At 42.9% G+C, this 20,783-nt stretch carries 15 protein-coding genes; 3 read left to right on the forward strand and 12 right to left on the reverse strand.

All coding sequences use genetic code 11. The annotated features are described in order from the left end of the window. Positions 1-93 precede the first annotated feature (93 nt). Together pdeM and U0033_RS14710 are read left to right on the forward strand one after the other, a co-directional pair. Positions 94-741 (forward strand): ligase-associated DNA damage response endonuclease PdeM, encoded by a 648-nt coding sequence (gene pdeM / locus U0033_RS14705; protein WP_177318629.1) that lies wholly within the window; start codon positions 94-96, stop codon positions 739-741. A 166-nt stretch (positions 742-907) separates the two neighbouring features. Beyond that, positions 908-1,807, forward strand: a complete 900-nt coding sequence (locus tag U0033_RS14710; protein WP_072362662.1) for a histone deacetylase family protein — start codon at positions 908-910, stop codon at positions 1,805-1,807. Positions 1,808-2,080: 273 nt separating this feature from the next. Here the strand turns inward: U0033_RS14710 and U0033_RS14715 are convergent, their stop codons facing one another. Both U0033_RS14715 and U0033_RS14720 read right to left on the reverse strand, forming a co-directional pair. After that, positions 2,081-2,377 carry a cupin domain-containing protein gene (locus U0033_RS14715; RefSeq protein WP_072362663.1) on the reverse strand — a complete coding sequence of 99 codons (297 nt, stop codon included), beginning with the start codon at positions 2,375-2,377 and terminating at the stop codon, positions 2,081-2,083. A 370-nt stretch (positions 2,378-2,747) separates the two neighbouring features. Then, positions 2,748-3,500: an XRE family transcriptional regulator gene (locus U0033_RS14720; RefSeq protein WP_072362664.1), complete on the reverse strand. Its 753-nt coding sequence runs from the start codon at positions 3,498-3,500 to the stop codon at positions 2,748-2,750. A gap of 111 nt (positions 3,501-3,611) precedes the next feature. Between U0033_RS14720 and U0033_RS14725 the strand changes: the two genes are divergently transcribed. After that, on the forward strand, positions 3,612-4,070 hold the full coding sequence (locus U0033_RS14725) for a hypothetical protein (RefSeq protein ID WP_072362665.1): 459 nt from the start codon (positions 3,612-3,614) through the stop codon (positions 4,068-4,070). Between the two features lie 342 nt (positions 4,071-4,412). On the opposite strand, the gene U0033_RS14730 is transcribed toward U0033_RS14725, so the two are convergent. From U0033_RS14730 to U0033_RS14775, 10 genes are all read right to left on the reverse strand, one after another. Then, complete coding sequence (locus tag U0033_RS14730) at positions 4,413-5,735, reverse strand: aspartate kinase (protein WP_072362667.1); 1,323 nt, start codon at positions 5,733-5,735, stop codon at positions 4,413-4,415. Between the two features lie 69 nt (positions 5,736-5,804). Next, positions 5,805-6,878: an Ldh family oxidoreductase gene (locus U0033_RS14735; protein WP_072362668.1), complete on the reverse strand. Its 1,074-nt coding sequence runs from the start codon at positions 6,876-6,878 to the stop codon at positions 5,805-5,807. Between the two features lie 48 nt (positions 6,879-6,926). After that, complete coding sequence (locus tag U0033_RS14740) at positions 6,927-7,241, reverse strand: DUF3467 domain-containing protein (RefSeq protein ID WP_072362669.1); 315 nt, start codon at positions 7,239-7,241, stop codon at positions 6,927-6,929. 108 nt (positions 7,242-7,349) lie between these two features. Next, positions 7,350-8,690 carry a SusD/RagB family nutrient-binding outer membrane lipoprotein gene (locus U0033_RS14745; protein WP_072362670.1) on the reverse strand — a complete coding sequence of 447 codons (1,341 nt, stop codon included), beginning with the start codon at positions 8,688-8,690 and terminating at the stop codon, positions 7,350-7,352. A gap of 19 nt (positions 8,691-8,709) precedes the next feature. After that, complete coding sequence (locus U0033_RS14750; protein ID WP_072362671.1) at positions 8,710-11,940, reverse strand: SusC/RagA family TonB-linked outer membrane protein; 3,231 nt, start codon at positions 11,938-11,940, stop codon at positions 8,710-8,712. Positions 11,941-12,351: 411 nt separating this feature from the next. After that, a complete protein-coding gene (locus U0033_RS14755) occupies positions 12,352-13,788 on the reverse strand; it encodes a SusD/RagB family nutrient-binding outer membrane lipoprotein (RefSeq protein ID WP_072362740.1) in 1,437 nt (478 codons plus the stop codon). Positions 13,789-13,828: 40 nt separating this feature from the next. Continuing rightward, on the reverse strand, positions 13,829-17,023 hold the full coding sequence (locus tag U0033_RS14760) for a SusC/RagA family TonB-linked outer membrane protein (RefSeq protein ID WP_072362672.1): 3,195 nt from the start codon (positions 17,021-17,023) through the stop codon (positions 13,829-13,831). A gap of 612 nt (positions 17,024-17,635) precedes the next feature. Further along, positions 17,636-19,159 (reverse strand): helix-hairpin-helix domain-containing protein, encoded by a 1,524-nt coding sequence (locus U0033_RS14765; RefSeq protein WP_177318630.1) that lies wholly within the window; start codon positions 19,157-19,159, stop codon positions 17,636-17,638. A gap of 20 nt (positions 19,160-19,179) precedes the next feature. After that, positions 19,180-19,941 carry a hypothetical protein gene (locus U0033_RS14770; protein ID WP_143150772.1) on the reverse strand — a complete coding sequence of 254 codons (762 nt, stop codon included), beginning with the start codon at positions 19,939-19,941 and terminating at the stop codon, positions 19,180-19,182. A gap of 104 nt (positions 19,942-20,045) precedes the next feature. Further along, positions 20,046-20,681: a deoxynucleoside kinase gene (locus U0033_RS14775; protein WP_072362675.1), complete on the reverse strand. Its 636-nt coding sequence runs from the start codon at positions 20,679-20,681 to the stop codon at positions 20,046-20,048. Positions 20,682-20,783 lie beyond the last annotated feature (102 nt).

Raw genomic sequence — 20,783 nt, forward strand, 5'->3', positions numbered from 1 at the left:
TTTAAAGATTTTGGTAAAAATGTGTTCGCCGTTTTAATAAAAAATACGTTCAGATTTTAATAAAATCGGACCTTGCAGGGATCTATGGAATCTATGGAAGAAGTGATATATACGTTCAGGAATCAGACCTGGCTGTTATCTGCCCAGCGGGCTGTTTTCTGGAAGGAAGAACAGGCTTTGATTGTGTCGGATATACATCTTGGAAAGTCTGCACATTTCAGGAAGGCGGGTATTGCTGTTCCTGCGCATATTGGTCAGGATGATTTGTATCGTTTACAAAAGCTGATTACTGTTTATGATCCTGCGCAGGTGATTATTGTAGGCGATATGTTTCACAGTAGTCATAATAATGATGTGCCTTTATTTAAGTTATGGAGGCAGCAGTTTCCGCATATAAAATTTAAGCTGGTAAAGGGGAATCATGATATTATGGCGGAGCGGGTGTATGCGGAGCTGGATGTGGAAGTGTATGATGAGTTAGAGATTAATGAGATTCATTTTGTGCATGAGCCATGTGAGGAGTGGGATGACGCGAGGTATACCTTTTCGGGGCATCTACATCCGGGGGTAGCAGTGTCTGGGGCCGGAAGGCAGCGGTTGCGGTTGCCGTGTTTTTATTTTGGTAGGAGGTGTAGTATTTTGCCGGCGTTCGGGCGATTTACGGGATTGGCAATGATGGATATGGAGGAGGCGGATGCGGTGTTTGTGATTGCGAATAATAGTGTGTTGAAGATTGGGTAGTGTAGTGGTTAGGAGGGTAGATGTTTAACGATGAAGGGGAAATGAAGGATTGGTTAGAGTGGATTGGTTAGAGCGGGATCGGTCAGAGTAGATTGTCTGGGGTAGATTTTAGGATAAATTAAAAGTATTCATTGCCCGAATTATGTTTTAACGATTAGATTAAGTCATGTTGATAGCTTACGATCCCATATTTGCACACCCATTACCTGAAGGTCATCGTTTTCCGATGGCGAAGTATGAGTTAATTCCTGAGCAGTTGTTACGAGAGGGTGTTGTAAAGGAAGATATGTTTCATAAACCTCAGCCTGTGAGTGAAGAAACGATCCTGTTGACCCATACTCCTGAATACTGGAATAAGTTAAAAAATCTGCAATTAAGTGAGAAGGAAGTACGTCGTATAGGGCTACCACAATCAGCTGCGCTAGTAATGCGGGAACGGGTGATTTGCCAGGGTACGATTGATTGTGCATTGTATGCATTGGAGAATGGTAGTATTGGATTGAATGTGGCAGGTGGTACGCATCATGCGTTTGCCGACAGGGGCGAAGGATTCTGTTTGATGAATGATTTTGCGATAGCGGCAAATTACCTGTTACATCATCAACTTGTGAGGAATATGATGATCATAGATCTGGATGTTCATCAGGGGAACGGCACGGCTGCAATATTTGAGGAACATGAAAAGGTGTTTACATTTAGTATGCATGGAGAGCATAATTATCCATTTCATAAAGAGACATCTGCGTGGGATATTGGTTTGCCTGATGGTACGACTGATGACGAGTATTTAAATAAGCTGGCTAGTTGTTTAGCATTTTTGATGGTCCGGAAGAGGCCTGAGTTTATTTTTTACTTATCTGGTGTGGATATTTTATCTACAGATCGGTATGGGAGGATGAAAGTAACAGAAGAAGGATGCCGCTGTAGAGATGTACTGGTCTTAAATAATATTAAGAAGTATGGAATTCCCTGTGCGGTAGCTATGGGAGGAGGGTATTCTCCGCAGCTGAGGCATATTGTGAATGCGCATTGTAATACATTCAAAACAGCGGCAGCCATTTTCTGATATTTTCTCTAAGAAGGGCGGTGTTTAGATACTGATTTTTCTAAAAAGCTGTTCGGATACCAGGAGCTTATTTTCATTTAACAATTCATAAAAGGAACTCCCCATTTTATAAAAAAATTCTTCAATCAATGAAAGATGATCTTCATTATTGAATTGATCTTCTTAAAAAAAGATTCTCCATTTAATGAAAGGATATTTCCATTTTAAAGAAGGCGCTTTTTTATCTTGTTAAAATGAAAATTATGCTGAGCTTTTTGCTTAAAAAAATCGCAGTTATGCTATTATCTTCCAAAGCATAAAGTCTTTTGTCGCGTTAATAAACTTATGCCAGGTTCCGGCAGGCACGAACAGATAATCTCCTGAATCGAGGTCTATGATCTTGTCTTTGTACTGTACTTCTGCACATCCTGACATGACGATGTACATTTCATTTTGTGAATCCGGCTCCTGTGTGTAATTATCCTCTGGTGCTAATAATACTACCCTCTTTGTATTATTCTCCCATAGGGTTACAGCTGCGTCTCCAGTGTCTTCCAGCTGGCGCAATGCGTCCACAAATGCTATTCGCATAGTTCTAAATTGAGATGATTAATAAAGGGGGTTGGAGTAAGTAGCTTTGTATTTAATTAATTTATCTGGTTACTTTGATACTCTTTATTTAGATTGACTGATTTAGTATTAAACGCTGGTTTACAAATAAATGTTTGAATGATTAATTAATCGAATTCTGGTTTATGAACGATTGATTGATGAATGAATGCATGATTAATTAACGAGTGAATTATTAACGAATTGATTGATTGAATAATTGCTGAAATGAATGCCTGACTGAAATAATTTCTCTTGTCAAGGAGACGACACGCGTTGCCCCTGCGCATATCCTTCCCAATGCTTAGAAGTCTATGCATTTTAATTGATCCAAAAGTAATTGAGGTTGTAATTAGTTCCTAGCCTTTTTCTTCAGCATATTCACCTGATCCTGGAGATGGCTTACCATATCTGCCAGATGGTTCACACTCAGTCGGCTTTGAGGACCAGCTTTGCTAATCACTGCGTCGGACTGCCAGAGTTCCAGCACTTCATCCATCCCTACGGAATATGGCTCAAATTGAGGGTTATCAGATACCAGTGTCAGTTTACCTTTTGTGCGGTTACTCTTTAACAAACGTTTATACACAATTCCTTCCCTGCTGGTCACCACGACATAAGCTTCATTGTTACGGATATCTTCCCAACCGTCTACTTTGTGACATACGATCACGGAGCCGGAAGGTGTAGGCAACATAGAGTCTCCGGCGATTTCGAAAGCTCTGTAACTACCGGCACCCATCATCGGGAGGGTAAAGGTGTTGAGTTCTTCGATGAATTCATCATCATTATAACCTGCCAGGTAACCGGCCGCTGCTTTTACCGGCACAAACTCTATGACCTGGCGGTTAGTACCCAGCTTTTGCTGACGGCGCTTTTCGAGGAATGTATCTTTTTGGGAACCGACATCACGGCGAAGTAAATCGTCAATAGAGACACGGAACATATCGCTGACCAGTTCCAGTACTTCTGTACGGGGCTCCGCACGCTCTTCTTCATAAGCTCCCAGGAGGGAACGTTTGATCCCTAGTTTATCAGCAAACTCCTGCTGCGTCCATCCTTTCTGCTTACGCAGAAACTTTAAATTGCGGCATACAACTGACATAATCTAAATTATTTAGTACAATTACTAACAAATTTAGTATATAATTTTTGGAATAACCAAATAAATCCGGTGATTCTCACTTATTTTTGTCTGGAAATCCAACTCAATTTTATGCAAACAATGGTAATTATTCACTCACTGCTAAGGTGGGCTATCTTATTAACTGGTGTCTGGGCTGTTTTCCGTGCATGGAAAGGGGTTAGTGGAAAGACTCCTTTTACCGGTGCTGACAACAAAGCTGGTTTATTTTTCATGATTTCATTTGACCTGCAATTACTGGTGGGCCTAATTGTCTACTTTACAAGCGATGTTGTAACTGCGGCAAGAGCGAATGTAGGCGAAGCAATGCATAGTAGTTTGCAACGTTTTTATCTCGTAGAGCACATTACGATGGCTGCTATTGCATTTATCCTTGTTCACATTGGTCGTGCAAAAGTAAAAAAAGCTTCAACTGATGCATTAAAACATAAAAAGGGATTAATTTTCTTTGGTATTGTTTTGATACTTGTTCTCATTCTCACTCCATGGCCATTCCGTGAAGTATTCAGAGGCCAGGGATGGTTATATTAACCGAACCAATTCTTTCAAAATACAGAGGGGCTGATGTAATAACATCAGCCCCTTTTTACTTTCGCCGTTTTTTCATCATTGTCACCCCTTATCCGTGTGATATGAAGGGAATGAATAGACATACGGCAATGCTGGGCTGGGTTTGGGGATTTCCTCTGCGGGAAGCCCCAAAAAAGCCGAAAGATGTGGTTTGTTATCAAGTTATGCCATACTAATATTTTTAGTATTTACTAATAATATTAGTATATTTACATCAGCGGCTTTCCCTCACAATCTCCATAAAAAAACAGGTCGTCTCCTTTAATAAGAGACGACCTGTTCCTTTATAAAAAGCTTAGCTTACTATTCCAGGCCAAACAGCCCTTTATTCAGTAGCTGTAAAGTTTTCTCCTTATGCTGACCACCGATCAGAATAGAAATATTATGACGGCTACCTCCATAGGAGATCATTCTCAAAGGCACTTCATTCAATGCTTCGAACAGTTTCTTCAGGATGGAAGGCGTTGCTGCCACTTCATTACCCACAATGGATACGATCGTTTGATGATGATCCAGTTCTACTGAACCAAATGGCTGCAATTCTTTCAGCAATTGATCCAGTTGTGGTGTATTTTCTATTGTCAGGGAAACCGCTACTTCTGAAGTAGTGATCATATCAATAGGTACACGGTATTTCTCAAATACTTCGAAGATCTTGCGCAGGAAACCGTACGCCAGCAGCATGCGGCTGGATTTGATCTTGATCGCAATGATACCATCTTTTGCAGCTACCGCTTTCACGCCGTCACCGCCAGGCAATTCAGTAATGATCGTACCATGTGCTTCCGGCTGCATTGTATTTAACAACTTTACAGGAATGTTGAAATGTTGTGCAGGCCAGATAGATGCAGGATGCAGGATCTTAGCGCCAAAATACGCCAGCTCCGCAGCCTCATCAAATGACAGCTGATCGATCGGGAAAGTTTTCTTTACTACACGGGGATCGTTATTGTGCATACCGTCGATATCTGTCCAGATCTGTACTTCTTCAGCCTGGATGGCTGCACCGATCAGGGATGCGGAATAATCACTACCACCACGTTTCAGGTTGTCGATCTCTCCTCTGTGATTGCGGCAGATGTAACCCTGGGTTATGAAGATCTTCTCTGCTTTATGTTTATCCAGCAGATTGCTCAGACGGATTTTGATCTTAGGGATTTCCGGCTCTTCATTTTCATCAATGCTCATGAAATCCAGCGCCGGCACCAGTACTGATTTTATGCCTGCTTCTTCCAGATATACACTGAAAAGTTTGGTGGACAATAATTCGCCCTGGGCCAGGATATCCTTGTTCAATGCCTCGTTGAAGCTGATCTTCAGGATGATGTTCAGGAACTCAAAATGTTCGTCAATAACAGCACCAGCCTTCGCACGTGCTTCAGGCTGCTTCACCAGCGCCTCAATGAATGAGCGGTAGTGAGCTTCCAGCTTGTCTATCTGACCCTTAGCCTGCTCCTTTTTACCTTCAGACAGGGATGTTCCTATCTCAACCAGGGCATTGGTAGTACCAGATAATGCAGACAACACCACGATTTTTGGAGCGTCATCAGCGGTCACCAGTTGGGCCACGGCATGCATACGTTCAGGTTTACCTACCGATGTGCCGCCAAATTTTAAGATCTTCATTACTGTTGTATTGTTATGTGTTTGACGTAACTGTTATAAAAAGCGCAAGTTCGCGCTTAATTCCTGACTTTAAAAGCTCAATTTAAATTTTCCACCAACTTCTCTCAGATCTTTTACCACCGGATCCAGTAATGGAATACCTCCCTGACGGCGGTGGGCTTCCATTTCACGTTCCGGATCCCCGGGGATCAATACCTGCTCTCCGGCGACGGGTGTTGCATTTCTGAAACGGGTGATCCATTTGTCCATATGTTCCTTGAACTCATCTGCAGGGCGGAATGCATCTACACGCATTGCTCCCAGGAAATGGCCCAACCCCTCCCCTACAGGATCAGGTGCCAAAGGCAGGAAACTTACAAACGGAGGTGCCCAGGGTCCGTAATTGGCACCTGACAGCACGGCTGAAAATATATCTACGATCGCTCCCAGGCAATATCCCTTATGACTACCGTGTTCACGGTCGCCTCCCAATGGCAGCAAGGCGCCGCCATCTTTGAGTTCATGGGGATTGGTGCTGGAATGACCATCTTTATCCTGGATCCATCCGGTAGGGGCTTCCTGGCTTTTACGCTGCAGGATTTCCAGCTTACCATTGGCAGCAGTGGTTGTAGCAAAATCTGCTACAAAGGCGGGCTGGGTTTTGGCGGGAATAGCCACGGCGATGGGGTTGGTACCCAACATACGCTCGGTGGCGAAAGTAGGCGCTACCAGAGGACTGGCATTGGTCATCGCCATACCTATCATATCTTGTTCCAGGGCCATCATGGCATGCTGGCCTGCAATGCCGAAATGGTTGGAGTTCTTTACGCTGACCCAGCCGGTACCTACATTGGCTGCTTTGGCAATGGCCACCTGCATAGCATAAGGGGCTACGACCAGGCCCAGGCCCCGATCACCATCTACGACAGCTGTACTGGGGGTTTCATGTACCACCTTTATATCTGGAGTGGCATTCACACGACCTGTTTCCCAAAGGCGTACATAACCGATAAGGCGCGCTACCCCATGAGAATCAATCCCTCTGAGATCTGCTGATAATAAAACTTCACTGGCTGTAACTGCATGTTCCTCAGAACAGCCCATGCGTTTAAAAACTTCCTGTGTAAATTCCCTTAAATGAGGATAGGAGAAAATCTGGCTCATGATGGATTTCCGTGCTATTGATTTTTGTATCAGTTGATCTGGTGTTTATCAGGCCTGAGCGGTAGGTCCTCCAAAGTTCATTGGGAGGGATACCGGCTCCTGGTCCTGGATAGGCCCGTGGATCGATTCGAATTTCTTAATGTTATCCAACATTGCCTTCATAAAGCGCTTAGCGTGCTGAGGAGTCAGAATAACGCGGGATTTTACCTTAGCCTTTGGCATTCCGGGCATTACATTCACAAAATCGACTACAAATTCTGCATTGGAATGGGTGATAATCGCCAGGTTGGCGTATGTACCTTCTGCAATTTCCTCGGTCAATTCTATGTTAAGCTGGCTTTGTTCTTCCTGCTGATTTTCCATGTTAGATTTAATTTTCGATACAAATGTAAAAAAGAGGATGTAAAATAAATTCTAAAAAAGAAATGGCCACCATTTGGCAGCCATTTCTTTTTTAGAATTCGTTCCTCACTACTGAGCATCCCACCAAACCCTTCTGGTTAAAGTTGTGTTTGAAGGTGTCTTGGTATTATATCTCACCTCACTGCTTGGATAATAAAGTGACCTTGGCAATGAACCGTTCAATACATTACCAGATGGCGCTGTCAGGGTTGGATAACCGGTTCTGCGCCAATCCGTCCAGGTTTCGGGGCTTAAGAACAATGCAATGTACTTTTGTACCATTATATCCTTAAGTGTGATTGTTGCTGCAGTCTTGGCTACAGTTGCAGCATAAGCGGTGCTACCCACTGTTCTTTGCAGGTTTGCGGCTACTGCGGCATTGTAAGCGGTGGCTGCGGCGGCCAGGTTAGCGCCTCTGAACTGTGCTTCTGCTTCAATGAATTTCAGCTCATCGTAGCTCATGAAGTATACAGGTGAGTTAGCTGAACCATAGAGGGAACCAAGCAAAGTATTGTCAGAAGGATCAAAATAAACATCGTATCTGGGATCTCCTGCTGCAGCCATGATGTCGTTCAGGTATCCCTCAAAAGAAATATCCGCACGCTGGTCATTGAACTGGAACCAGGGGTTCTGAGTGGTTACGGCGGCACTACCCACAAACTTAATATGAGCCGCTTCTCCAGCCGCAAATCCATCGTCTATCTGTGCCAGGGCTTTGGTCACAGCAGAGGCATTCACTTTTACTGTGTGCAGATAAAATTTCGCTTTCAGGGAGTGTGCATACCTGATCCAGAGATCCAGATCTCCCCCGAATATCAGGTCATTTCCAGAACCGGGCTGAAATGCAGCGCCATCATCTGTACTTAGATAAGTGATGGCTCTGTCCAGCAGCGCATGCAAAGTATCATACAATGCCTGTTGTTTATCGTATATCGGTGAAATATTATTCAGGCCCCGAAAAGCTTCTGAATAAGGTACGTCTCCCCAGAAATCAGTTACCTGACCCAGGTTAGTAGCCAGAAGGATCATACCGACAGCTGCGTAATGGAGTTGTCCTGAACTAATTGCAATTTTAACCATCGTATCACAATTGGACATGATACCCGCATAGAATCCACCATTCCACATGTTATCCACGTCATCTGGTGTCAGGTTATAAAGTGTGTAGTTAGCGGATTGGTTAGCAGCACCTGTTGTTTGCTGCGTAAAGAGAGAGGCAAACCTGGAAGCATCACCACCCCAGTTGTAAGCTGAAGTCAGTTCCACCCCTGCTAACATAGAAGAGGGCGTTGGATTGTGCAGCTTGGAAGGATCTTCATTGATACCATCATAAAAATAGGCCCTTTTACAACTTCCTGCCGCTATCACTAATATCAGGACCGGTATGATAAATTTTATTGTTCGTAACATGATCTTACTTTTTAACGGTTTAGAAATGGAACTTCAAATTCAGACCAAAACTGCTGGTACCTGGCATATTGAAGTAATCAATACCCTGTGCATTTGTAGCCCCTGTCAAACTTGTTTCCGGGTCAATGCCCTTGTATGGAGTCCATAAAATGATGTTACGTGCAAACGTACTTACCGTAATCCCCCTGATAAATTTAGATTCTCTGAATCCTTTGAAATCGTAGGATAAGGTTACTTCGCGCAGTTTTACATAAGAACCATCGTCAATAAATGTCTCTGTTTGTGCGCCGAATCCACCACCATTACCCTGATACCAGGCCTGATCCAGCGCTACAGCAGTTGTATTGGAAGAACCTGCACCAGCTACTTCTGCACCACCCACGGTATGCACCAGTTCACCGGCATCATTCAGGTGACCCATCACGCCAGGGAATGTGTGTTGCTCACCTCTGTTCAGAGTATATTTAGAGGTACCAATTGCCTGGAGTGAACCACGGGTACCATTCCAGATATCTCCTTTACATTTCCAATCCACTAATGTATACAGTGTAAATCCTTTATAGGCAAAGGTATTACCCCATCCCATCAGGAATTTAGGATTAGGATTACCCACAGGTCTTTGCTCTGTGGAGACTACCGGATAACCAAAATCATCTGCCTTGTCGCTGATTACGATATTTCCGTTACCATCTCTCAGCCAACCATATGCATATATAATACCTGCTGGTTGATTAGGCAGATGCGCAATCACTGTACCGGTAAAACCGTTTACAGTAATCTGATTGATACCTGGCGCCAGTTTCAGCACCTTGCTCCTGTTCATGGAGTAGTTGATGTTCATATCCCAGGTAAATGGCCTGTCTGCGATAATCTTGCCACTTAAGGTCAGTTCCACCCCATGGTTCTGGATACTACCCGCATTCAGGGTTACGAACTGGAAACCGGAAGTAGCTGCTATTGGTGATTGTACGATCAGATCAGTACCTTTTGAATAGTAGTAGGTCGCATCCAATCCTATCCTGTTGTGTAGGAACTGCAGTTGCAAACCTACTTCATATGAATTTGTCTTTTCTGGTTTCAGGTTAGGGTTACCCAATGTATTGTCCAGGAAGAAACTACCCTTACTGTCATACGGGAAAGATACCCCTGAGGTGTACCCATCCGCAAATGTAGTTGGAGAGTAGAATGAACGGGTACGGAACGTACCCGGGTCTTTACCTACCTGGGCGGCTGATACGCGGATCTTACCGAAGCTGAGCACATCGTTATCCTTCAGTCCCTGCAGCTCTGTGAATACAAAGCCTAAGCTGGCAGATGGATAAAAGAAGGAATTGCTGTTTTTAGGTAAGGTAGAAGACCAGTCATTACGACCTGTGATTTCCAGGAATAACATTGATTTGTAATCAAAGTTGATATCGAAATACCCGGATACCCTTCTATAAGGAGTGACAAAATTATAAGACTTCTGTACGGTGGCATTGCTGATGTTGTCGTAACCGGATGCAGTCAGACCATCCCCCTGTACATACAGTTCATCCAGTTTGCGGGAGTAGTAGTTGTTACCCACCTTAATATCCAGCCTGAAATCTTTGGAGACTTGTTTTGCCCAGGTCAGGATCGCATCTGAATTCACACTCCTATATGTATATCTGTCATCAAATACACGACCACCGGAATAAGCACCAGATTGTATTTCATAATACTGGTGGCGGTTATCCTGGTAAACGTCTGTACCTAACCTATAAGTAAGGGAGAGGTCTTTCCAGATGTTCCAGTCCAGTTGAATGTTACCGATCAGACGGTTAACGTTTGTTGTATATGGGTTTTTATTGATCGTCCAGTATGGGTTATCATAAATACCATTTCTATATGATCTTACCAGACCATTTGATAACATATAAGCCTTAGGATTATCTGCTTTCAGACCTCCATTTGAGTTATCAAAGGATATTGGCGTTCTTGTCAAACCGAGCATAATACCTGAAGTATTACTACCGTTCTGAGGCATATTACCGCCATCATTTGTGTAACTCATATTTGCAGATACTTTCACTCTTTCAGAGATCTTCAATGTACCTGCCATTGAGATGGCCGTACGTGCATAGCTTTGCACCGGTACAATTGAGTTCTGATACATGTGGGAAACAGACATACGGTAAGTAGCAGCATCTGTACCACCTGTAAAGGAAAGCGAGTTATTGTAGGTAGCTCCTGTACGCCAAAAATCTTTTGTATTATCATAAGGAACAAACTTGGTTTTTGCATTAGGGTTAGAAGCACCTACCACATTACCGTGTTTGTCGAATTCATTACCGTTGCCATCCCAGAAAAGAGTATCGATGTTCGCACCCCAGGAATAACGGCTCGTAGAACTAAATGGCGCAATGGCACCACCGGTTCCTTTCACGAATTGTTTCTGAATTCCAGGCAAGCGATTCACTACATCAAAGGAAACTCCTGTGCTAAAATCAACCTGCATTCTGCCGGATTTACCTTTTTTGGTGGTGATGATGATTGCACCGTTTGCAGCGTCGATACCATACAAGGCTGCGGCCGCTGGACCCTTTAAGACGGAGATACTTTCGATGTCTTCCGGGTTAATATCTGCGCCACGATTTGTATTGGTAGCGCCCTGCAATAGGTTGTTGGTACCATCTGAAGGGTCGCCTGAATAGTTTTGTCCATTATCCACCGGAATACCATCTACTACAAACAGTGGCTGGTTGTTACCCGTGAGGGAGTTTGTACCTCTTAATTTAATGAATGTTGAAGCGCCCGGTGTACCACCAGAACCTATAACCTGCATACCAGCAACTTTACCGGACATAGCCCTAAGCGCATCGCCCTGACTGGCTTTGGTGAGTTCATCACCTTTTACGTCCTGGACGGCATAACCCAGTGCTTTCTTTTCACGTTTGATGCCGAGACCTGTAACCACTACTTCCTGTAGATTTTGGTTATCCTGCACCAACGAGATATTAACTGTACTACCACTGGTGGCAGAGATTTCTTTCATGGTATAGCCAACACTTCGAATTTGTAATACCACCTTGTTGGCATCCACGGCTATTTTAAAAATACCAGACTGGTCGGCAGTCGTACCTCTGGTGGTTCCCTTGACCTGAACGGTAGCGTAGGGAACAGGGGCACCATCAGGGCCGGTGATTTTACCGGTTACGACACGCTCTTGCGCATGTAGCCCTGTGATGAGCGTAACAAGAATGAGGAAGGTAAGTAAGTGCTTTAACATAGCGTTGCTGATTTATTATATGTCCATCAGACATGGGAAAAGTCATTACCGCGTGTAGCGGCTCGGGTCCATGCAAAATGGCTTTGAATAAAAACTTACAAATAGAGATATCCTGACGGTTTAGGATCAGGACATGGTCGTTCTCTTAGATTTCAGTTTACAGTTTCAGATTTTGGATTTCAGTTTCGGGCGATTCAATAAATTACTACTTACTAGTATAACATTCTATTGTTATAAAAGTTCAATTGCGCCGGAAGGTATGAAAGTTGACTGCGGAGGTAAGGACAGTAAAAGCCGGGCAGAATGTTTTTTTTACTTGATAAGGAGGGGGTTAGACGCGGGGCCAGGAGGGGTTAATTAAAAAAGGTTACCGGTAAAAACCGGCAACCTTTTCTATATGGGTATTGCTTATTAAAATTTATCCCAGAATAATTTTGTTTCTGCTGCATCCCCGCCAATGGCTGAAGCTGCTGCATTATAATTTTCGGTATTCAGGTTCTGTTCTGATATCGGGTAAGTGAAACGAACCGGATATCCGGACTGGGCCTTTGGTGGAGGGGCCAGTTGTGGATAATCCAGGTGACGCTGTGCGGTCCATGCATCAAATCCACGGTTGTACAACGCAATCCATTCCTGCATGCCTATCTTCTGTTTCCAGTCTGTGCCAGCAGTCAGATAGTTTACATCTGTTCTTGCCAGGTAAGTCAGGGCTTCGTCTGCTGTTCCACCCCAATATATTATGGAGTTGGTGATTGCATTATTATAGTGGGTAATAGCGGAGCCTCCTACAGCCCAACCTCTTTCTACTGCTTCTGCCCTGATGAATTCAACTTCTGAATAGTCAATGAATACGCCTGGCAGGTCTTTCTTTTCTAACAGTGAACCAGGATGGGAGAAGTTTGCATAAGGGCTCTTCAATCCATTTGTACCACCTTTATATATACCACCAACTGTTGTGAAATAGAAAGGTCTTCTTGGATCTTCTACTGAATTGATATAATTAACAAATGTATTGGAACCTACAAAGTCCTGACGACCACTCTGTACCAGGTCTTCCCACAGTGGGTTGGTGTTTGGCGGAATAGTTGAATAAGGAAATTTTGCATATTCGCCCTGTGTATTGAATGCCCCTGCAGATGCTTCGGTAACGATTGTCTGTGCAGTAGCCGGATCAACATCTACCAGCAGGATCCCCAGACGCATTTTCAGGGAGTTGGTGAATTTCTTCCAGTTTGCAATTTCATCAGAGCTGAAGAGCAGGTTAGCAGTACCCATCCCTCCTGCGCTTTCGTCAAGGTTAGCCAGGTCTTTATTTAAACGTGCAATCAGGTCTGTATAGATGGTATGTGCATCGTCGTATTTATTGAACAGGGTGTCTGAACTCAGGGAGGAAGTATAAGGTACATTTCCAAATGTATTTACCAATACAGAGGTACCATATACTGACATGATATCGATCTGAGCCAACATATTTTTCTTTACAGTAGCATTTGTATTTACATCAGCTTCCAGCACTTTTTTTGCTTCTTTCAGATCCATCAGTGCATCTGTATAAAATGCATCCCAGAAGTTGTCAGGAATTGTTCTGGTGACGAGGTTATAGTTACTCTCATCGATGTAAGTGGTTTCTGTCCATTGTTGTACAATGAGCCTGAAGATGCCCAGGTTCACATTTGTGCTGGTGATCGCATCCGCCATTTCTTTTGTAGCACTTGCAAACAATGCTGATGAACTAACCTGGCTTGGTTTTGTCGGGTCCGTATTTAATTCGGTAATATTTTTTGTACAGGATACTGAAGACAGTATGCCCATAGCAGCAAAGGAACCGTATATGATATATTTTTTCATGATTGCTTTTTTACTTTTTTTAAACATCTGATCTCACTGATTAGAAACGTAATCTCAGGTTAGCACCGAAGGTTCTTACTGCAGGATAAGCACCTACTGTAAAGCCTTGTGAGTTACCGGAGCTAAGCGCATCATCAGGATCTGCATAAGGCAGGTTCTTGTGGATGATCCAGAGGTTACGACCAGTCAGTGAAAAATCTACTCCTTTGAAAGGATTGATATGTCTGATCACAGATATTGGTAAAGAGTATGTCAGCGATAATTCACGCAGTTTGATATAGCTCGCATCGTACACGAATGCTTTGTCGGGATTGTAATAGTAACCATAGGTACCATATTCGTTTGCAATACGTGTAGCATTTGGTTTTCCATCTTCAGTTACGCCAGGCAGAATTACACCACCACCTTCGCTGAGTGGTGCTCTCGACTCATTGCCAAGATCATTCACCAGTGCGGTTTCAGGGAAGAGACCTGTTGCCAGACCATAATACATATCCAGTGAGAACATGTCGCCACCATGACGAACGTCTACCAGGAAGCTCAGGGCCAGGTTTTTATATTTCAGTGTATTGGAAATGCTACCAATCCAGTCAGGATTTACATTACCAATCGTGTGGTTAGAAGTTCCGGTGATTTCATAATAACCATTTGCATCCACTACTTTCTGTCCATCTTTGTAGATGAAATCAGAACCGGTGATGGTTCCATAAGGTTGCCCTTTTACTGCATTCACAGTGATACCACCCTGGTAGTCACCCAGCTGCAGTTTGTCGATACCAGGCAGGTCTACTACCTTGTTGCGGTTACGTGACCAGTTCACATTGATTGTCCAGGAGAAGTCTTTTGTTTTGATTGGTGTACCGAATACAGACAATTCTATACCCTGGTTCTGGATGTTACCAGCATTGATCACCTTGTAGTCATAGCCAGTGCTGGTAGACGTAGGCAATGGAACGATCTGGTCCACGGTATTTTGTCTGTAGTAAGTCGCATCAAAACCTAAACGGTTATTAAGGAAAGACATTTCCAGACCGGTTTCGAAGCTCTTTGTTTTTTCTGGTTTCAGGTCAGGATTATACTTGGTACCACCCACAGATGCCAATGGAACGCCATCGATCCCTGTAGGTACATCGTAGTAATTCAGGGTATATAATGCAGGTGCTGTATTACCCACCTGTGCCCAGTTTACTCTTACTTTACCATTTGATAACCAGGTAGCCTGTGGTATCAGTTTAGAGAATACGAAACCGAGAGAGGCAGAGGGATAGTAGTAACTATTATTCCCTTTAGGGAGTGTGGAGGACTGATCTCTTCTCATAGTCAGATCCAGGAATAATAATTCTTTGAAGCCAAAGTTAGCAGCAGCATATACACCATCTACTTCTTCTCTGCTTGCCGTTTCCTTTGGTGCTTCCATTGGGTTTGCCGTGTTCAGCAGGGCATACAGACGAGGGATGAGGAGACCACCGTTAGTAGAAGATAAAATAGAGTTGATGTTAGTCTGGCGAACGTTACCACCCAAGATACCTTTAAAGCTCAGGTCCTGTGTGATGTTCTTGTTGAAGTTCAGCATCAGGTCGTAGTTATACTCGCTGAATGAACGTTTGAACTCACTGAATTTTGATACATCGATAGAGCCGATCGCGGATCTTTCTTCCTGATGTTCATTATAAGTATCCAGTGACACACGACCTACTACATCTAACCAGTCAGCAGCTTTATAGTTCAGGCTGATGTTCCCGAAATGACGGGTACGGCCATCTGTTTCATAGTTTTCATACCTGGTCCAGTAAGGGTTATCCCAGAAGATTGGATTGAGAGCACCAACATCTGCCTGGTTCCAGGTGATATTACGCTTTTCAGCCAGGTACATTTCTTTCTGCTCTTTTACATCTACGTTTGTTTCCCACCATTGTCTCATGTTGGTCATCAGGTTTTTGGAATCATAACCTGTTCCATAACGACCAAGACCATCGATGATTGTAGAGTTGATGGAAGCGCTTGCTGTTAATCTGCTGGAGAGATTGTATGATGCACCAAAGTTGATCAGGTCCTTAGCGATATGGCTGTTAGGCATGATCCCTTTGTCGATGAATTTAGAATAACCCAGTTTGAAATAACCTTTATCGCTGGCACCATCTATAGAGATACTGTTGTTAGTACCTACAGCAGTTTCAAACATTGCACTTGGATTGTTTGTAGCTGCCACCCATGGGCGGGTTTTCATATAGTTAGGAGACTTATCGTAGAAAGCATCCCAGTGGTATACCTGCAGACTTGGATCGAATTTACCACCATAAGAGGCATCTTCTGTAATAGGTACTACACGGTCTTCAATACCATCACCATTTACATCGGTGTAGTAAAAATAGCCATCAGGAGAACCGTATCCGGTACCATAACCGGCACCATATTTATTTTGATATTTTGCAAAAGTTGAAGGATCATATTTACCAACATTCACACCTGTATTGAAAGTAACACCTAAGCCTCTTGAACCTTTTTTGGTAGTGATCATTACCACACCGTTTGAAGCACGGGAACCGTACAATGCAGTTGCGGCGGCACCTTTCAGTACGCTCACATTTTCTACATCGTCAGGGTTGATATCGGCAGCAGCATTACCATAGTCATAACCACCCAACCCTTTCAACTGATCGTCGTTATTGGTATTAGAGTTATCAATAGGCACACCATCTACTACAAAGAGGGCCTGGTTATTACCTTTCAGGGATTTGGCACCACGCAGTACGATATTGGTAGAACCACCCAGGGTATTATTCTTTCGAATTTCGAGACCTGACACTTTACCAGCCAGAGAGGTAGTAATGTTTGCATCTCTTGTTCTGTTTAATTCTTCGGCAGCTACTGTTTGTGCGGAATAAGGCAGTTCGTTCTTGTTTCTTTTTACGTTGAGGGCAGTTACTACAACTTCCTGGAGGTTTTGGTCATCAGATTTCAACGCAACATTGACATTACCGGAACCTACCGGAATATTCTGGGAAATGTAACCTACGCTACGCACCATCAATACGGCATCTGGTTTTGCATTCAGTTTGAAAAATCCATCCTGATCTGTGGTTGTTCCAGTGTTTGTTCCTTTGATTTGTACAGTGGCAAATGGTATAGGTGAACCGTCCGGACCGGTGACTTTTCCTGTAACCTGGCGCTGTTGCGCATACGTCAGGGTTACACTCACCATGAGCATGGTGAAAAAGAGTAACGCTCTTTTCATAAACGATTTAGATTTTAGTTGACAATAAAAAAATTACAATAGGTTCCCCTGCTGTTGACAGTAAAATTTAGTTAGGTTTCCCTAGTACAATAAGTTGAATCAGAACACAGTGTGTTATTATTACGATTTAGATTTTTACGATTTAGTTGTTGTTGTTTTTTAAAAGTACCATCCGGGATGAAGGCGGCAAGAACCTGGATGGTAGTTTGAAGCACAGAATGAATCTTATCCTAGTTCATAAGCAAAAGCATACTGCTATACCGCGGTACACAGGTTGACAAATAATTCCTAAAATGTAAACAGGATAAAAAGCTGCTGGCCTCTTTCATAATTACGATTTAGATCTTGGTTGAAGAGCACAATTTAGAGAAAAATTTTACTCACCACCAAGAAAAGTTTAACCTTTTTTTAAGAAGGTAATTTTTTTTCATATGTATGCAAATTATTTGCAATATTCTATAGAAGAAATTTTAACATTCGATAACACTTCTATTCATGCGACACTTTAGCGTTTTTTGACTGAATTGTTGATTTTGTAATCAGATTTTTGTTCTTTTTTAAGATATTATGAAACATTTACCTTGATAGGAAGGTGATATTATTTTGTTTTTATCAAATGACATATGTCACTTGTAAGGTAACCGGACCTCCTGCTTCCAGCCTTGTCCAGGCTTGTAAATGCCGGCCTTTTTTCCACCTGAGTGTACAACTTTGCCTGGCACCTTTGCCATATAGCTGTGATAAATTGTAATCGTATAATACACCTCTGTCAGGAATATAAAAACGGGTGTCTGTTCCCTGTGTACTATACCAGATATAGTTCAAAGAGCAGCGCAGTGGCCAGTTTGGTAGCTGGTAAACAAGTTCCTGCTGGTATAGCCCACCATATTGATTACCGTTCTCATCCTGCCAGGTATTTGCTTCGATTCTCATTTTCCAGGTCAGGCCTTTGGATGGGGATAATGAAAGTTGGAATCTATAATTTTCATGGGTGGTTTTCATCATTGGCGGGAGAAAAACATCCGATTTTGATTGTTGGAATTTCTGTTTGAATTGATAACGAAAATAAAGCCGTGTTTCTTTATCAGGGGTGTAGGTCAACGCCGCAAATAATTCCTGTCCGTCTGCAGGAGCAGTGGTTCTGTATTGGAGCCATGGAAAGTGAAAGACATCTGCATAAGCATCCAGTTGCCAGTGTTTAAGCGTATGAATACTGATACCGGTGTATAGTCCTTCTTCATTGACAGGGCGAGAGTTTTCCGCCATTGCATTTGCGTGCAGTGGTATATAGGCTGTGTTATAATTTCTGTAAAACAGGGCAAGGTCTGCGATCTTTCCTATACTTGCCAGCATACCTGTAATGATTGCTTTTTTGTGATTGACTGCCAGCTCTCCGAAGAAATGATAGTTGCGTAAAGAGATGGCGTAATCCAGTCCTATGCTTTGATTGAGCCAATTGATACTTAGGTGTGCCTGTGGTAATTTGTAAACAATGTTAGCACCAATTTGGCTTACAGAAATAATAGCTGTCGTTTCCAGACGACCATGTTGTAAGGTTATGGCAGCTCCCCTGTTTACACCGGAGGATGTAGACCCCCTGATGATTTCTCCTTCCCGCTTGATATGTGTGATCATGCCATTTTTACCCAGTGCGTATGCCTGCCAGTTGATTAAACCCTGGCCCATATTTACGGTAAAATCACCGATAGCAAGTGCTTTTATTTTTCGATGGTTTTTAATGAAATAATAAGCACTATAATTGTCCTTTTTGAGTTGAACACCTATTGTAGATGAACGATATTTTACCAGATTATTACGCACTAAAAAGGTGTGCTCTCCCTGTATGATTTTAGGATCCTCAGCGACTGTTACGTAAGGTAAGATTAACTGAATAGTAGTTTCATCAAACCCGGGTACTGCCTGCAGTTCATAGATGCTTAAAAGTTTTCCGAATTGTTTTTTGTACGCGACCAATTCATCTATCTGTAAGCTTGTTAATAAGCCTAATGAAGTTAGTTCTACGACATCGGCATTATTCAGAGATAAGGGCTGTTTTCTGTAAATTTCCAGTTGCTGCCATTGCATGTCATCATTCACCAGATCATCTTCCTGCCTTGCAAATGAGAGTAATGGCAACAGTAACAATATTAATATTTTTAAACCTGCCATATGATCGTTGCTCCGGGTGAAAAACCTAATTGTGGATGATGCGCGGCGTATACTTTTATGAATAGTTTTTTCAGTTCAAAAGACACTGCCATATTTCTTTGCAATGGATCATTGCACCAATCTAATTCCATGAGGAACTGTGGAATGAATGCGTATTCACACATGACTTTAAATGCAGGCGGAAGGCCTTCCTGCTGGATCAGGGCGGTGCTGAACAAGCAGCTTTCACTTGCTTCGTAACCTAAGCCTGCTGAGAGGATGACGGGTAGTGCCGGCGTGTTTACCGGATTAAAAGCGTGGACACCTGCAAAGAGTTGCGGTGTGATTTGCAATAAGGTACCTGCTTCTGCGGTGAGCGAATGCGTGCTACCATATCCCAGGGTGCTTGTGTTCAGGTAATTTACCTGCATGCCTGCACTACATTTTCCTCCCACATTATGACTATAGGCAAGGCCCAATAACTGCTCGTGATAAGCACGAAAACCAGTCTGTTTCAGGAAACCTGCGAAGGTACCGGAATGCGTGGGAAAGGCGATAGCAAGGGTATGGATACTGAGGGCGTTTAATGAAAAACGTCGTTCTGTATTTACACCGATAGTGGTGGCTTTCAGCCAGCTAAGTGCAGCCTGGTTTTGCAGTGCGGTAAATAATCGTTGATGATGTTTGCTATAGGTACCTGCAGTAGGTTGTGCACAGATAGTTAGCATGCACCAGCAGGTGCAATATATGGTAACAACAATGGATTTCATGGTATAGAAGTTACGAAAAAAAAATGTCTCACACCTTCGGTATGAGACATTTTTTTTCGTGTAGCCTGCGGTGCTGAAAAATAATTCAAACTATCGCCGGCTTATTAGAACAGCCCGTGCAGCTGTGAATCTATCTTAGAAATAATTTCTCCTAAATCCTCATCACTATCCGGAAATTTATTCTTATCGATATCAATGATCAGTAAAGGACCTTCCGTATATCTTTCGATCCAATTATTATAATATTCATTCAGTCGCTTCAGGTAGTCTAAACGGATATTTTCTTCATACTCTCTTCCTCTCTTCTGGATCTGTGCTACCAGGGTAGGTACAGAAGCTTTCAGGTAGATGAGCAGATCCGGTGGTTTTACCATGGATTTCAGCGTCTCGAAGAAATTAAAATAGTTGTCAAAGTCACGCTTTGTCATGAGCCCCATCTCGTAGAGGTTGGGAGCAAAGATGTGTGCATCTTCGTATATGGTACGATCCTGAATTACAATGTCATTGCCATTCTGAATATCAAGTAGTTGTTTCAATCTTCCGTGAAGGAAATACACCTGGAGGTTGAAAGACCAACGGGGCATATCTTCATAGAAATCATTAAGATATGGATTGTGCTCTACATCTTCGAACTGTGGATCCCATTTGTAATGCTTTGCCAGCATTTCAGTAAGTGTAGTCTTACCGGCACCAATGTTTCCGGCTATCGCGATGTGTTTGAGCTTGTTATTTTTTGCCATGTTGTATCGAGGTCACTAATCATAAATTTGAAGCCTGTGAGCAGCAACTACTATAAGGTGATAACCTATAATTTACAATTTTATCTGATTATCACCCTAAAA

The organism is Chitinophaga sancti (genome assembly GCF_034424315.1).
Lineage (GTDB): Bacteria > Bacteroidota > Bacteroidia > Chitinophagales > Chitinophagaceae > Chitinophaga > Chitinophaga sancti.